This window comes from Oryzomonas sagensis, from assembly GCF_008802355.1.
Lineage (GTDB): Bacteria > Desulfobacterota > Desulfuromonadia > Geobacterales > Pseudopelobacteraceae > Oryzomonas > Oryzomonas sagensis.
Genome location: NZ_VZRA01000004.1, coordinates 66,941 through 81,344 on the forward strand (window position 1 = coordinate 66,941; position 14,404 = coordinate 81,344).

The following is a 14,404-nucleotide window of genomic DNA, read 5'->3' on the forward strand; positions in this document are numbered from 1 at the left end:
TTCTGCTAAATTCATTCTGCACTTCAGCCGAAGCCCGAAAGGAACCACAACATGCGTTACCTCAGTACACGCGGCGGCATTCAGCCCATCCCCTTCAAGGATGCCGTCATGATGGGACTGGCCACCGATGGCGGTCTGCTCCTGCCCGAATCCTATCCCCGGATTACACCGGAGCAGCTCAACGCCTGGCGGCGGCTCTCCTACCCGGAGGTGGCCTTCGAGATCATCTCCCGCTTTGTGGACGATATCCCTCCCGCCGACCTGAAGGGGGTGATCGACCGCTCCTACGCGACCTTTACCCACCCTGAGGTGACCCCGGTGGTCAGGGAAAACGGGGTCTACATCCTTGAGCTGTTCCACGGTCTGACCCTGGCCTTCAAGGACGTTGCCCTGCAGTTCCTGGGTAATATGTTCGAATATATCCTGGCCGAACGGGGGCAAAACCTGAATATCGTCGGTGCAACCTCGGGCGATACCGGCAGCGCCGCCATTCACGGGGTGCGCGGCAAGAAGGGGATCAACATCTTCATTCTGCATCCCCACGGCAAGACCTCGCCGGTGCAGGCCCTGCAGATGACTACCGTCACCGATGCCAATGTCCACAACATCGCCATCCGCGGTACCTTTGACGACTGTCAGGACATGGTCAAGGCGCTCTTCAACGACCTGGAGTTTAAGGAAAAGTATGCTCTCGGCGCGGTGAATTCCATCAATTGGGCGCGGGTGCTGGCCCAGGTGGTCTACTATGTCTATGCATGGCTGCGGGTAACGGAGGCCGGAGAGGCGCCGGTCTCGTTCTCCGTTCCCACCGGCAATTTCGGCGATATCTTTGCCGGCTACGTGGCCAAGCGTATGGGGCTGCCCATTGAAAAACTCCTGTTGGCCACCAACGAGAACAACATCCTGACCCGCTTCGTCAACCAGGGCGATTACTCCCTGGCCGGCGTGGTCTCCACCCTGTCCCCTTCCATGGATATCCAGGTGGCCTCCAACTTCGAACGCTACCTGTTCCATCTTTTTGGTGAAGATCCGGTCCGGGTGCGGGCTGCCTTTGCCGAACTGAAGGCAGAGGGGCGGATCACCTTCAGCAGCGAAGAGATGGCCCAGGTGCGCCGCGATTTCTGCTCGGCCTCGGTGGATCAGGAACAGACCCTGGATACCATCGGCAGTTTTTACAAGGAAACCGGCTATCTGCTCGACCCCCATACCGCGGTCGGGGTGCGCGCCGCTCTGGAACAGTTGCCCGGCGACTCTCTTCGCGTCTGCCTGGCCACGGCACATCCGGCCAAGTTCGGCGAGGCGGTGGAAAAGGCCACCGGCACACCGGCCCCGGTCCCGCCCGCCATCGCCGCTTTGGAGGGGCTGCCGACCCGTTGCAAGGTGATGGATGCCGACCTGGCTGCTGTCCGTGAATTCATTGTGGCCACTATTGGGTAGGCCTGCTTTCGTAAAGAGGGCAAGGCTGTAAATAAATTGTTGACAAAATGGCCATCTCTTGGCATTTATAAAAGTCCATCGCGGGAATAACTCAGTGGTAGAGTGTCAGCTTCCCAAGCTGGCACACATAAAAAAGTGAAATCATAAATATTAGGGGTTTAGCTAAATCAGCTAAACCCTTTTTTGATTTTATGGTTGACTTTTTGGTTGACTTACGCAGGATATACTCAGTTACAAATAGATGCAAACAGATACGTCGATTCTCCATCGGTCATATTTTAAGGCCCTTGAGCCAAGGTTTGAGACTGTGGGATAACGCGTCTTTCTGAGTTTCGTTCGATTCATTCCAAAAATCCTGCAATAACGTTAAAACTTGATTGTAACGCGGGTCTTCTTGGCTTTTAGATACAGATACTGTGAGCTGTTTTTTTTGCTTCATAACTATATCAAGGTCATTTTGTAGCAAGCGACACTGGTCTGAATCTAAATTAAATACAGTGGCAAGCATTAGACCATTAAATGAATCAACAGTTGTATCTAATTTAGCTTTTTTATTGATTGGTATTTCCGTCTGCTTAAATCCATTTATAAAACCATCAACTAATTGTCTGTCAGCTATAATCAAGTGTTTCTTATTCGCACCTAACAAAAATACGGCACCAAGATCCGATAATTGATAAACATGAACTTCTTGGAGTAAGTTTTCATTCAAAAAACTGGGAAGAAGGGAAGTTATCTCTTTTGATAAAGTCTTTATGTGGTCTGATCGAGTTGGAACCAATGGTATCCAAACGGCATGAGAGATAGGCGGTTTCCCATACGTGAGATATCCAGGGTCAACGTGTAAAATATCAGCCAATTTTATAACAGCATCTGTCCCGGGGCCATGTTTTCCGACCTCCCATATGCTTATTGAGGACCGCGGTACTTGCAGCAATTCCCCAACATCATTTTGGCTATAACCATTTAATACTCTGAGCAATTTAAACCTTTTTTTCTTATCCATCTCCCCCTCCTTACTCCTCGTTATGCTGAGATACACTATGATAAATACAAAGTAAAGGGTATATAAAAATAGGGCTTGACGCTTAACATATCCATGATTAAGGTTAAGTTGTGATGACAGTGTGACGGTTCACAAATGAACCGCCTTTTTTGGGACAAAGTAATTAACCTTAACAAAAGATAGGTTAACAAAAAATGGACACCATACTGATATAGATAACAGAAAGTAATATTATGTGGAGGGATACGATGACCAAACGTGGATTAAACGAAAAAGAAGCAGCGGAATATCTTGGAATGGCTGTAAACTCGCTCCGACAGGCTCGCTGCCAAACATCTAGGGATGAAGGCAAGCGACTATCTCCGCCATTTTGCAAGATCAATAGGAAAATTGTTTACTTGCGCGATGACTTAGACCGATTTCTTGAAGAGCATCGGGTGGCATAGGGTAGGGGATCCGCGCGCTGTATGACTTTACTGCAATGGAGTACCTTCGTCTCCCCAAAACAAAGTTGCATGCCCCGCCTCCATAAGATATTATCGGCCCATGGCCCCTTTATCCTGGAATGAAATACGCGATCGGTCCGTAGCCTTTTCTCGCGAATGGGCCAATGAATCAAGTGAGGACGCAGAAGCAAAAAGCTTCTGGGATGCTTTCTTTTATGTCTTCGGAATCCCCCGGCGACGGGTTGCCTCCTTTGAGACCCCGGTAAAGAAGGGAGATGGTTCCGGGGGCTTCATCGACCTGCTCTGGAAAGGGACCTTGCTTGTAGAGCACAAATCCCGAGGCAAGAACCTGGACCGGGCGTTCAAGCAGGCAATGGACTACTTCCCAGGCCTCAAGGACCGCGATTTACCGAAATACATTCTGGTCTCCGATTTTGCCCGCTTTCGTCTTTATAACCTTGAAACCGACAAACACTACGAATTTCCCCTCAAAGACCTCTACAAGCATGTCCGCCTCTTCGGCTTTGTTGCCGGCTATGAGACACATTCCTTTGGCAAGGAAGATCCGGTCAACATCAAGGCCGCCGAGCATTTGGGCAAGCTCCACGACCAACTGAAAGCAACCGGCTATGAGGGGCACGAGCTGGAACTATTCCTGGTTCGGATACTTTTCTGTCTTTTTGCCGAAGACACCTCAATTTTTGAGAAGGGATCTTTTAGCGAGTACATTGATAAGCGTACTGCGGAAGATGGATCTGACCTGGGTATGCACCTGGGGCAGCTCTTCCAAATATTCAACACTCCTCACGACAAACGTTCAAAGGTCTTGGACGAACAGATAGCTTCGTTTCAGTACGTCAACGGCAAGCTCTTTGCCGAACAACTCCCCCTGGCTGGCTTCGATAAGGCTATGCGCGAGACCTTGCTGGACTGCTGCGCCCTTGATTGGAGCAGAATCTCACCGGCGATCTTTGGATCCCTATTTCAGTCGATTATGGACACGGCTGCCCGCCGCGCTTTGGGAGCGCACTACACCACTGAGACCAATATTCTCAAGGCGCTTCGCCCTCTGTTCCTCAATGATCTTTGGGCTGAATTTGAGCGTGTGAAGCGAGACCAGAAACGGCTGATGGAGTTCCACAATAAGCTTGCTTCACTTCGGATTCTTGATCCTGCGTGTGGATGTGGGAACTTCCTCGTCATTGCATATCGTGAGCTTCGCTTGTTGGAAATTGAGGTTCTGCGCGAGCTGCACAAAAAGAAGGAATCTGGTTTCCTGGATGTTGGCGATATTGTCTATATTGATGTTGACCAGTTCTATGGTATCGAGTACGAGGAATTCCCGGCTCAAATTGCCCAGGTAGCCTTATGGCTGACAGACCACCAGATGAATATGTTGGTATCAGAGGAGTTTGGCCAGTATTTCGTTCGACTGCCGCTGAAGAAGGCGCCCAACATAGTGCATGGTAACGCCCTGCGACTGGACTGGCGGGAGATTGTCAAGCCGGAGGAGTTGTCGTACATCGTTGGAAATCCTCCATTTGTGGGAAAGAAGGAACAGAACAAGGTCCAAAAAGCCGAGCTTGCTCAGATATTCCATGACGTCAAAGGGTGTGGTCTCCTTGATTATGTGTCCTGCTGGTACCGCAAGGCGGCGGATTATGCAAAGGAAAACCAGGCAATCTCATGTGCGTTCGTCTCAACCAATTCAATTACACAGGGGGAGCAAGTTGGAGTTCTCTGGCCAGGGCTCTTTCGTGCAGGCATAAAACTGCACTTCGCACACCGGACATTCCAGTGGAGCAGTGAAGCCCGCGGTAAAGCCGCAGTTCATTGTGTCATAATCGGCTTCGGTTATACCGAGGCTTCCGAGATGTGGCTGTACGAATATGAGACGCAGAAATCGGAGCCTACAGGCCGTCAAGTCAACAACATCAACGCTTATCTTACCGACGGGCCTTCTGTTGTGCTTGAGAGGCGCTCGAGGCCAATTAGCCCGGTTTTGGCGATCAACAAGGGGAGCGAAGCTACTGATTTCGGTTTCCTTATTATGTCGCCTGAGGAAAAGACGGACCTATTATCAACAGAACCCGAGATTGAACCGTGGATGAGACTGTTGGTAGGTGGCGAAGAGCTGCTTAACAACACCGTCCGGTGGTGTCTCTGGCTCACAGATATATCGCCAAGCCTTCTGAAAACCATGCCAAAAGTTATGGAAAGGGTTGCCAATGTCAAAGCGAAACGGCTAGAGAGTGGGAAAGAGAGGACCCGGGAATGGGCAGACTTCCCGACGCTCTTCTCTGAAAATCGACAACCTTCCACAGATTATCTTGCAATTCCCAAGGTTTCATCAGAGCGGCGCTATTACCTGCCGATGGCGTTTTTACCTCATGACTATATCGCAAGCGGTAGTCTGTTGGTTATCCCTGGAGCCGGGCTTTATCACTTCGGAGTTCTCTCTTCAATAATGCACAACGCCTGGACAAGGTCAGTTTGCGGGCGGATGAAGAGTGACTATCAGTATTCCGCCGGGATCGTCTATAACAACTTCCCTTGGCCTGACAGGATTACCGATAAACAGCAATTAGAAGTGGAGGTAGCAGCGCAGGGGGTTCTTGAGGTGAGAAAGCGATTCTCCGAGTCGTCCCTTGCGGATCTCTATGATCCCACCACCATGCCCCCGGATCTGGTTAAAGCTCACCATACCCTCGATCGGGCGGTGGACGCAGCCTATGGTGTAAAAGGCTTCGCTTCTGAGGCCAAGAGAGTTGCCTATTTATTTGAGCTGTATCAGAGGTTGGCGTCGCCGTTGGAAAGCCTTTCCGCACGGAAGACCGCTCGAAGAAAAAAATAATAGGGAATCTGTATATGACAAAAGCGGACATTGCAAAACGGATCCAGGATAAACTTAGGGTAACCACCAAGGAAGCGCTGGAACTCTTTGAGAGTGTCATTGAGTTGATGAAAGAAACCCTTGATTCCGGTGAAACCCTCAAAATCGCCGGCTTCGGCAGTTTCGTCGTCAAGCAGAAGAACCCCCGCCGCGGTCGCAATCCGCAAACGGGGGAATCGATTATGCTGAACGGCCGGCGGGTCGTGACGTTCAAATCAAGCGTGCTGCTGAGGAAGGCTGTTAACGGGATATCGGACGGGGAGGGAGTATAGAAATGAAACAGACGATTGTGACGTCGATGAAATTACATGGAGAGAAGCCAAAGGCCCCGGATTTCCCGAAGATGGAATCACCATTTGAGCCCGGGAGAAAGTTGAATTTCACTATTCGGGTTTATTGCTCTGAGTGCAACAGATCGATCTCTTATAGCGATCACAAATTGCCTCAACTCAAGGCTTGTAAGTGCGGGAACAGTGCGTTTGTGGTCAAATACCATGCCGAGGAATGCGTAGCGCTCAAGCTGGAATAATTTGGATATGCCCAAAGCCCCCACGAAAAGCAACCTCCTCTGCGTTTCCTGCCGGCGCACCTGCAAGCAGGCTCAAAATGCCGTCGTCGCCAAGTGCCCCCGCTACTATCCTTTCTCCTCAACAACCCGCAAAGTCGAGTTCACCTGGAAACAGATTGAGCTCCCTCTGGCTCCAGCTGACGGGCCGCATGAGAGCCCCGCCAAAGGCCCTGCGAAGCCCGATCAGAAGCGGAAACCGACCAAATAATTGCACTGAGTCCGACCCGATACTCAATCATACGATCATGCAAGACATGCCCGCCAGTCTTTTGTGAGAGACTTTACGCAACTTAACATACTGACATTGTGGAATAATTACGAAATATTGACGTAATATGAGTGAATTTTGTAGGGATGGATGGGGCAGCAAAATTTTCAATTCTAGTGTAATGACTATATAAAACAGATATATACGAAATATTAGGCACCACTAGGATTTGACCTTAATAAATACTTGGCTGAGAGTTAACTTGCAAATATTTCAGGACAATAATCGAGTTTTGTGAGAGATATTACGCAGAACAATCAAGAGATCCCCAATCTGAAATTGGAGGAATGCAGATGACTACGATCGTTTTCAACCAGACAGTACATCCAATTAACTTTTCCGATCTTTCAGGTAATGAATTTGAACGTCTTGTGTTTGCAACACTTCTGAGAATGTACGCTTGGCACACTCTCGATTGGTATGGTCAGACGGGGGGTGATAAGGGGCGTGATATAATTGGGACTCGTGATGACGAGTATGGCAATAAGGTAACAGTTGTCGTCGCCTGTGCAAATTGGAAGAACTTTGCTGTCGCAAAAGGAAATTCTGACATTGATAAAATAGTTAAAGGACTCCCAGAGCCTCCGCATGAGGTTATTATCATTGCTGGAAACGATGTGAGCGGGGCAACAAAAGAAAAGTGTAGAAAACATGCAGAAGCAAAGGGAGTTTCTGTCACTACGGTATGGTCCGGTTCTGAGTTTGAAGAACGTTTGAGGTTTCATGCTGCGTCTGTTCTGGAACGATTTTTCAAAGGGGAGACCCTTCCAGATGAATCTAAAGCCCTGCAGACCTCTGTACTGCAATTGGATCCATCAACTGAGCGTGAGGCTGGTGAGCTCGTCGCGCTTCTCTTTAAGAGGCCCGCTTTCAGCACCCCCATTTTCAGTGAAAGTTCGCTGCCAGCGTTTCATCAAGCAATTTCTGATACAATTGGAGCCCTTAATACCGGTATCTGGAGAGACAGAGAGGGGGCGATGATCTACCGAATACCTTCACGCCAATCGTTCCCAAGTACCAGCGTCCGAGAGTCCCTTGGTAATTGTGTGGATGCACTAAATTTACTTCGAATATCATTCGATGATGGTATCCGAACAGGTAAAATTCATCCATGCGGGTGTGATAAAGCTGACTGCCCAACTTTTATGATTGAACATAGATATTGTGAAATACTTGAACGCCATCGTGCTGAGGCACTTCAGTTCGCGAACAAGGCCTTTACTGAGCTCGGGGTGGATCAAGTATAACAACGAGGACCACTATGCGTCCAGTTATCTGGAGTCTGCCTTGACGTCCGAGTAATAATTTGAGGATACAGTAGTGGTGTCTGTATCATCCGCCGCAGCATAAGTTTGGCCAGCGGTGCTTGATGATGCTGCTTTGATTGATTGGCGTCGACAGTCGCCGGGTCCCGGGAAACTGTTAAAAATATAGCTCTTAGGTTCACTATTCACCGCCTGAGGCTGTGTGGACTCCTGGCGCTGGTCGGTATTAAGCGCCGGAGCGTTCGAGGGTACATGTGATGCTTTTGTGGACTGGTGGCTGGCTTTACCACCAATATAATCAAATGCCCGGTAAATATAAGACGGGTGAAAGAGCAGGGAGTATATAAATGCCATGCCCAAGCTGGCAAAGAATGTGCGAAAGAATTGACTTTTCATATCGGTAGCCTCCTCCTTTAGGCAGCTCTGTAGCTGCTGATGAACGAGTTAAGATAACGGCTGATCCACTCGTAATCTTTCTTTTCAATGTCATTTTGCGGGGCGGCAGGGGTGCATGAAATAAAATTGTTCTGGATTGTGCATTTTGCGAAAGCTTGGCGTGACCAGTTGGCTGGATCCACCCTATCGACGACCTGGCCATCCTCAACCACCCACAGGTGTTTGGCCTTGGTCCCGTCTGGCAGGTCCAGGTAACCGACCTGAATGAGGCTGTGGGGATGCTTGAGGGCATATAGTGTGTTATAGACCCGGCAGTTGAGACTGAAAAAGGCTTTGCCGCGGTAGAGTTCGATTTTGGCAAGAACCTCAGGCGGAGTCGAATGCATCAATTTGCGACCGATGAGTGGAGATAGGATTCCGACCGCAGCAATTGCGAGAATGGCTACAGTTATACCCAAATCACGCTTAGTTTTTTTGGACAGTGACATTATTGATCCCTCCTCGATCTGCAGTAAGCTCCGCCAAAAATCGCGACCACGATAACCATAAATCCGATCGTCCACGCATCAAAAATTGATGGCTGTTTGGGAGCCTGCGGCCTCTGTGGTTGTACCGATGCCAAGGGAGGAAAGGTCCCGGCCGGGGCCTGAGCTTGGGGCTTGCCGTAAAGTTTTTCGGCGAGTTCTTGGTTGGGTCCTGCCTGGGCTGCCCGGGCGGAGGCCTCGGTGGCGATTATGTTGGCGGCGAACTGCCGGCCCTGGTCAACAGGTGACGAAAAGTGGGTGATGCCGATCGCTGCGACCATACCAAGGAGGGTAATTGTAATTATGGCCTCCAGGAGAAAAAATCCCTGGGTATTCCGGCAACGGGCCAGGGCGGCCGAACGGACAAATGCGGAGGGTTTCTCGCCGGCCACGGCTGCGGCTTCGCGAATTTCGGTGTCCTCGTCGTGGGTTAAAGCAACTTTCATAATAATCTCCCTCGGGTTTTCTTTCCTGGTGCCAAGTGGCTTGCCACGGCCTCTTTTAGGTTGCTGCTGTTCGGTACTCATCTGGATCCTCCCCGTGAGCGCTCGATTTTCGCCAAAGCCTTATCCCAGCGTTTAATCAGATTGTTCACCTTCTGCTCGAGTTCTGCCCGAGCGGCTGCAGAGTCACTATTCAAATCCCCAGTACTGTGCCACTGTGAATACAGGTATTGGGGTTTCGATTTCAGAGTCCCATATTTGCTAGTCGGGACTTGGCGAATATATATTTGTGATCTTACAGCGTACATCCCGCTCGCAAAGTCTAAGTTCCTGTCCTCACGATATATTTGGTAGTAATTCATCATTTTTGACTCCACACATCTCAAATATGATTTATATATACTATGGCCTAAAAATATTGTCAATGAATATTTTATGGCCTGTAAATATTATTTGAGAGCAGTTTTGAAAATAAAAATGCCCCCTCGGTATGAGGGGGCTGGGTGGTAGATGGGTGGATGTGACCAAGGGTGCGGTGATCAGAGCATAAATCCGTCAAGCAGGTTGTTTTCGATCTCCGCCTCCACCTGTGCTTCGATCTTCCGGCGGTCGAGTTCGGTGGCTTCAACTTGGTGCCGTAATTCTTCCGGGGTAGGAGACTTTATAATCATCTGTGCTTCGGTTTCAACCTCCTCTGCCCTAGAATGGACCGAACCAAAATCAAGTCCGTCACGGAGTATAAAACCTTCATTCCGTTTTGGCCGATTATTCTCTGCCGTCCATGGTATTTTTATTTTTGCCGTGATCCCACCTGGGAATGAAAAATATCCCTCTCCAATTTCAAGCCCCGTAATTTCAGAAGGCATTACAATTTTTCGAGTTGCTTTCTGCCTACTATGGTTTTCACCGCCCCTACTATCGTCTTGGGAAATACTGTACGTCGTATTACTCTGCCAATATTCTTCGTCGCCCAACATATCTGAAAAATATCTAGTAGTCACTGAATCGCGCATTTGCATTATCAGCGCCGAGGAACAGTTATTAATCATCGTGCGTGAGTCCTTGTCACCGTAGATACTTTCAAGCCCTGCAGATTCTTGTACGCCAATAATTGTGGAGATGTTTTTGCCGCGTCCGAAAGTCAAAAATTTCTTAATCGTGGGGAGTTTTTGGAGATTCCCAATTTCATCAATAACGAAATAAGTAATCCGTGCCGGGTCTTTACTGTCGGGTAATGATAAAAGACGCTTGCCGGCCAAGTCGATGAACAATGATAAATAGGGTTTAAGCGTCGTCGCGACCTCTTCAACGGTCGTGACAAAGACGGATTGATCTGTCGAATTTTTCGCCCAATCCTGCAATGAGAATGGCCCGTCTGTCGCCCACTCCAGCCAACTGATATATGACATAAGGACGGCGATAACCGAGGCCGCTTGCTTACTGGAGGCGTCTTGAATATAGGCATAACCGGCCTGTCCTAATGGTGTGGCCTTGCACATATCGGCGATATCGTTAATGGGTGAGGTAAACGATTTCCATAAGTCGCTGTTGAGTCGCTTGTTGTTGGTAAAATTGTATGCAAAAACTCCCCTGGCAACATCCTGAGAAGCGGCGGACCAAAATCTATCATCTCCCTGGGAAGCGGGTATCAACGACCCCGTAATTGCTGATAGATCAATCATTGTCTTAACTTCGTTAAGAATCGTCCATCCGAGTCCGCGGGCGTCCAGCGGGTTCAAGATAAGATCCTTCCCTGGTCTGTAATTTTTTTCAGTAAACTCCCCCTTAATATCATGAATAATTTGTCGCCGGCATGCCTCTTGGACAGCTACAATCATTCGCTGAATTGGCGCCGATTTACCAGCACCGGTCTGGCCGGTTATTAAAATATGTCGGATTTCATACATATAGGGGATGTGGAATGACGCCAAAGGGAGAATCCCGGAGCCGTCGTCTTTCTTTTTTAATTCTTCTTCCGTGATAAGCTTTGCTCCCCGTATATGTTCATCAGCTTTCATTTTCTCAGTGGCCGCCGCAAAATACCGCAGTGCTACCGGAAAAAGAATCCAAGCTGATAAAGAGATTGCTATGGATAACAACACGCAGGGATTACCATAAATTTTCCAGAGGGAAGTAGAAAGAATCTGGATATCCCCGACATGTTTAATATGTCCATTAACCGGTACGGAAAAAGTAATATCCCAGCGGAACAAATATGACAAAAGTGCAATTGGGTATCTCCAGACAAGTGCAGGAGCGGTGGGGTTTATGCATAATAACTGTGTGAGGATAACGAACAAAAACCCCTGCAAAGGGCAGCACACCATGCCGATTTGAAGGTACATTTTAATAGCCATTTCGGCTTGATGTTTTTTTTGCTCATACCCCTGATAAGAAGTGCCTGGGAAATTGATTTTTGGGAACTGAATTTTCATCACTTCATCCCTCTCTAAAACCGGTGGTTACGGTAGCTGAATATTCTTACTTTCTTCCATAAGTTTGGCGTGTATAGTCCGGAATTTTTCTACCTGTTCCGGGGTGCCGGCCTGAAATGCTAATAGATGCTGAAAGATCAGATTTGCTTGAACGGTGGTCTTGAAAATTTTGTCCGTCATAAACGAAATTCGGGCCTCTTGCTTTGCCTTCCACTTCCCGTCCCAGGTATCGCTCTTGGTCAGCAGATCGATTAGCAGGAGCATCCTTTTTTCGAGAGATTCAACCCTCTCCACGATAGCCGCATTACAGTTGGCTCCTGCCAAAACCTGGTCAATCCCGGCCTCAACTAGGCTGCTTAAAGTCACGTTTTCGGCGTCGGCTTTCGCCTGAAGAGCTTCCAGTTTCGAGGCTTGGAACCGTATCCCCCTAGACACTGTTTTACCTGTCTGGTTATCCATTATTATTCGCCCCTTCCTGCTGGTAGAACTGCTCAACAAACTCTCCCATAGTATCGTGAATAAGTTCTTGGGAATTGGCATAGCCCAAAAGGTCGGAAAAAAATTTGGCTGTATCCGTTTTATCCAACGGTATAGTCAGTACAGAGCCGACGTTATTCAATATCATTTGCAAGTCCTTTTCATTATAAGTAGCCCCTATCAGTTCCGAAATTCCGACCTTCTCGATGTTGTCTTTTTTCATGGCTTATCCTTTCTTCCCTGTGCACAGGTGTGCACGCAATGATTTCAATTAGTTGTCTTCCGTTGCTGTCGGTTTTGTGCACACCAGGCTTTTAATCTTTTCAGGTGGTTAGCTTTCCCGGTAGCCCAACGGGCTGCGTGGGGTGTGAGAAAAATAACCTACAGGTTTTATGATTTTGATTTTTGATCTTTTCCATCAAATATTATCTAAGGGAGGCAGAGATAATCTCCATACTCCAATAAAAAGTGACTACTACTCAGCCTCAGATTCAGAAGCTGACTTAACAGATTTCGACACAACTGCCTGGCTACCAACCAGCTGACGTTTGATATCTTCCAGCTTACCTGCTTTAACTATCTGCTTAGCCAAGTCAATAGCCTCAGCATTATCAATATCCTCAAGCTCAGCATTGATAGTCTTGATTTTGATCTGGAGCTTTTTGATCTGCTCAATAATTCCTTCCTTTTTCTCAACCAGTTTTGCTTTTTTCTCAGCTGTTGCCAGTGCCATATCTGTATCCGTCCTTTCTTTATTTACTCAGAAACCCATCAAAAGTCCTCGGCTGCGAATTTCCTTTCCCAGCCCCCGGCGCCTGCCGCCGTTCTATTTTTCCCACCTCACCCTCACCAGAAACCGCACGAAAACCCTCACCACGCCCACTGCCAACTCCACTCGAATCCTCGGCATTCCTGCTTGCCGGAAATCCCCTCCTTTTCGTCAATTTTGCCGGGGCCCCGACGATCATCTGCAACGCGCGGCAACCCTCCTCGGAACGGAGAAAGGATGACAGGGCGGCCCCTACCAATCCCGCCATCTGCCGACGGGCTTGGGCTGCTTTGAGGGCATCAATTACGACGACATCATTGCTATGCAGGCGGATTACAAACTCCATCGTTAAGCCGCCTCGCTGCCGCGCAGAAATTCAAGGAAACCTCGGGCATTGGCGAAAACTGGATCGGGCAGAACAAGCTGGGGAATGCGGTTGTCAGAATTGAGACCGATGTTTGCAAAATGGACCGCTCCGCCGCCGAAATAAGCGACCTGACTGATGGGATTGGCAATTGATACAAACCCCCTCATATCTTCAATGATCTCGTCGAGGAGAACTTTGCAGTATTCCTCCGCGGCTGCGTTGATTTCCGGTGTCAGATCGTGGCGGTCCAGGCCAGCCTGGATGAATCCCAGTTCGGCAATTTTTGCGAGCTCGACGGGGGTTGTGGCGAGGCCGGATGTGAATGAAGTGATTCGCGGCGCCAGGTGATTTTCCACCATTTGGCAGACGCCACGTTTATACAGAGTTTTACTGGCGACGACCGCGCCGCGGCGGGGGTCAAACAGGGTGACAATCACTGTGTTGTGACCGATATCAATCCCGAGCAACAGTCCACCCTGATGAATCTGGCTGAGGTCGATCGATTTGAGACCTCCCAGCCCCTGCGGCAGAACCGTCACGCTGCCTACACGATCAGAAATAAGCGTGCGCTGCAGAGTCTCAATTGCCCCGCCTGCTCCTTGCTGGTCCTCCCAAAACTGAGCCGGTAGGCCAACTGCGAGATCAACCGGGATCGTGGCGTCCACCCCGACAGTGTCCAAGGCCGAGTTCACGAAAGCGGGGTAGTATTCGACGAGGTGCTGGGGGGTGCGGAGATATGCGACACCACCGGGGTGGTTGAGTGCGTCATCACCGACCAGGACGCGGCCGGCAGAATGCTGGTACACGCTCAGGATACGGTATTTAATATCATCGTCTGTCATGATTTTCGCTGACGAAAACCCCAGATCGACTACAAATGTTTGTTTCATTTTTATTAGCCCCTTTTGTCAGTGTTTTTTTGCCCTCTAATACAAAGAGGTTTTTCGACCCCTTCAATTTGCAAAAAAAATATCGCGGCTGCAAAAATAATCAGTACACCGCCCGGTACACCGTTAAGTGTACTAATCAATGTACGAGTGATCTGTTTGCCGAAATTAAATGTATGATATCAGGTGGATGTATTGTTTGTGCGCGATGGTAGTTGGGTGT

14 protein-coding genes are annotated in these 14,404 nt (G+C 48.9%); 5 read left to right on the forward strand and 9 right to left on the reverse strand.

The window, feature by feature from the left end:
• Positions 1 to 51 precede the first annotated feature (51 nt).
• On the forward strand, positions 52 to 1,437 hold the full coding sequence (gene thrC, locus F6V30_RS14280; RefSeq protein WP_151157628.1) for a threonine synthase: 1,386 nt from the start codon (positions 52 to 54) through the stop codon (positions 1,435 to 1,437).
• Positions 1,438 to 1,708: 271 nt separating this feature from the next.
• Here thrC and F6V30_RS14285 read toward each other — a convergent pair whose 3' ends face one another.
• On the reverse strand, positions 1,709 to 2,443 hold the full coding sequence (locus F6V30_RS14285; RefSeq protein ID WP_151157629.1) for a helix-turn-helix domain-containing protein: 735 nt from the start codon (positions 2,441 to 2,443) through the stop codon (positions 1,709 to 1,711).
• 248 nt (positions 2,444 to 2,691) lie between these two features.
• On the opposite strand from F6V30_RS14285, the gene F6V30_RS14290 reads away from it, so the two are divergent.
• The 4 genes from F6V30_RS14290 (at position 2,692) to F6V30_RS14310 (ending at position 7,865) form a co-directional block, all read left to right on the forward strand.
• The gene (locus tag F6V30_RS14290) at positions 2,692 to 2,889 is read left to right on the forward strand and encodes a helix-turn-helix domain-containing protein (protein WP_275938147.1); all 198 of its coding nucleotides are present in this window, start codon (positions 2,692 to 2,694) and stop codon (positions 2,887 to 2,889) included.
• A 100-nt stretch (positions 2,890 to 2,989) separates the two neighbouring features.
• A complete protein-coding gene (locus F6V30_RS14295; RefSeq protein ID WP_151157631.1) occupies positions 2,990 to 5,743 on the forward strand; it encodes a class I SAM-dependent DNA methyltransferase in 2,754 nt (917 codons plus the stop codon).
• A 14-nt stretch (positions 5,744 to 5,757) separates the two neighbouring features.
• Positions 5,758 to 6,054 carry an integration host factor subunit alpha gene (locus F6V30_RS14300; RefSeq protein WP_151157632.1) on the forward strand — a complete coding sequence of 99 codons (297 nt, stop codon included), beginning with the start codon at positions 5,758 to 5,760 and terminating at the stop codon, positions 6,052 to 6,054.
• 857 nt (positions 6,055 to 6,911) lie between these two features.
• On the forward strand, positions 6,912 to 7,865 hold the full coding sequence (locus tag F6V30_RS14310; protein WP_191965715.1) for a PDDEXK family nuclease: 954 nt from the start codon (positions 6,912 to 6,914) through the stop codon (positions 7,863 to 7,865).
• Between the two features lie 24 nt (positions 7,866 to 7,889).
• On the opposite strand, the gene F6V30_RS14315 is transcribed toward F6V30_RS14310, so the two are convergent.
• The 8 genes from F6V30_RS14315 to F6V30_RS14350 all read right to left on the reverse strand — a co-directional run bounded on the left by F6V30_RS14315 (position 7,890) and on the right by F6V30_RS14350 (position 14,184).
• Entirely contained in the window at positions 7,890 to 8,279 is a 390-nt protein-coding gene (locus F6V30_RS14315; RefSeq protein ID WP_151157635.1) for a hypothetical protein, read from the reverse strand.
• Positions 8,280 to 8,296: 17 nt separating this feature from the next.
• Positions 8,297 to 8,767, reverse strand: coding sequence for a hypothetical protein (locus F6V30_RS14320; protein ID WP_151157636.1), 471 nt, complete (start codon positions 8,765 to 8,767; stop codon positions 8,297 to 8,299).
• Positions 8,767 to 9,330 (reverse strand): pilus assembly FimT family protein, encoded by a 564-nt coding sequence (locus F6V30_RS14325; protein ID WP_151157637.1) that lies wholly within the window; start codon positions 9,328 to 9,330, stop codon positions 8,767 to 8,769. Before F6V30_RS14325 ends, F6V30_RS14320 begins: the two co-directional genes overlap by 1 nt.
• Positions 9,331 to 9,785: 455 nt before the next feature.
• Entirely contained in the window at positions 9,786 to 11,681 is a 1,896-nt protein-coding gene (locus F6V30_RS14330; RefSeq protein ID WP_151157638.1) for a type IV secretion system DNA-binding domain-containing protein, read from the reverse strand.
• Between the two features lie 27 nt (positions 11,682 to 11,708).
• Positions 11,709 to 12,140, reverse strand: a complete 432-nt coding sequence (locus tag F6V30_RS14335; protein ID WP_151157639.1) for a hypothetical protein — start codon at positions 12,138 to 12,140, stop codon at positions 11,709 to 11,711.
• Positions 12,133 to 12,381 carry a hypothetical protein gene (locus F6V30_RS14340; protein ID WP_151157640.1) on the reverse strand — a complete coding sequence of 83 codons (249 nt, stop codon included), beginning with the start codon at positions 12,379 to 12,381 and terminating at the stop codon, positions 12,133 to 12,135. The genes F6V30_RS14335 and F6V30_RS14340 overlap by 8 nt, the downstream gene beginning before the upstream one ends.
• 252 nt (positions 12,382 to 12,633) lie before the next feature.
• Positions 12,634 to 12,891 (reverse strand): hypothetical protein, encoded by a 258-nt coding sequence (locus F6V30_RS14345; protein WP_151157641.1) that lies wholly within the window; start codon positions 12,889 to 12,891, stop codon positions 12,634 to 12,636.
• Between the two features lie 384 nt (positions 12,892 to 13,275).
• Complete coding sequence (locus tag F6V30_RS14350; RefSeq protein WP_151157642.1) at positions 13,276 to 14,184, reverse strand: ParM/StbA family protein; 909 nt, start codon at positions 14,182 to 14,184, stop codon at positions 13,276 to 13,278.
• Positions 14,185 to 14,404: the final 220 nt, after the last annotated feature.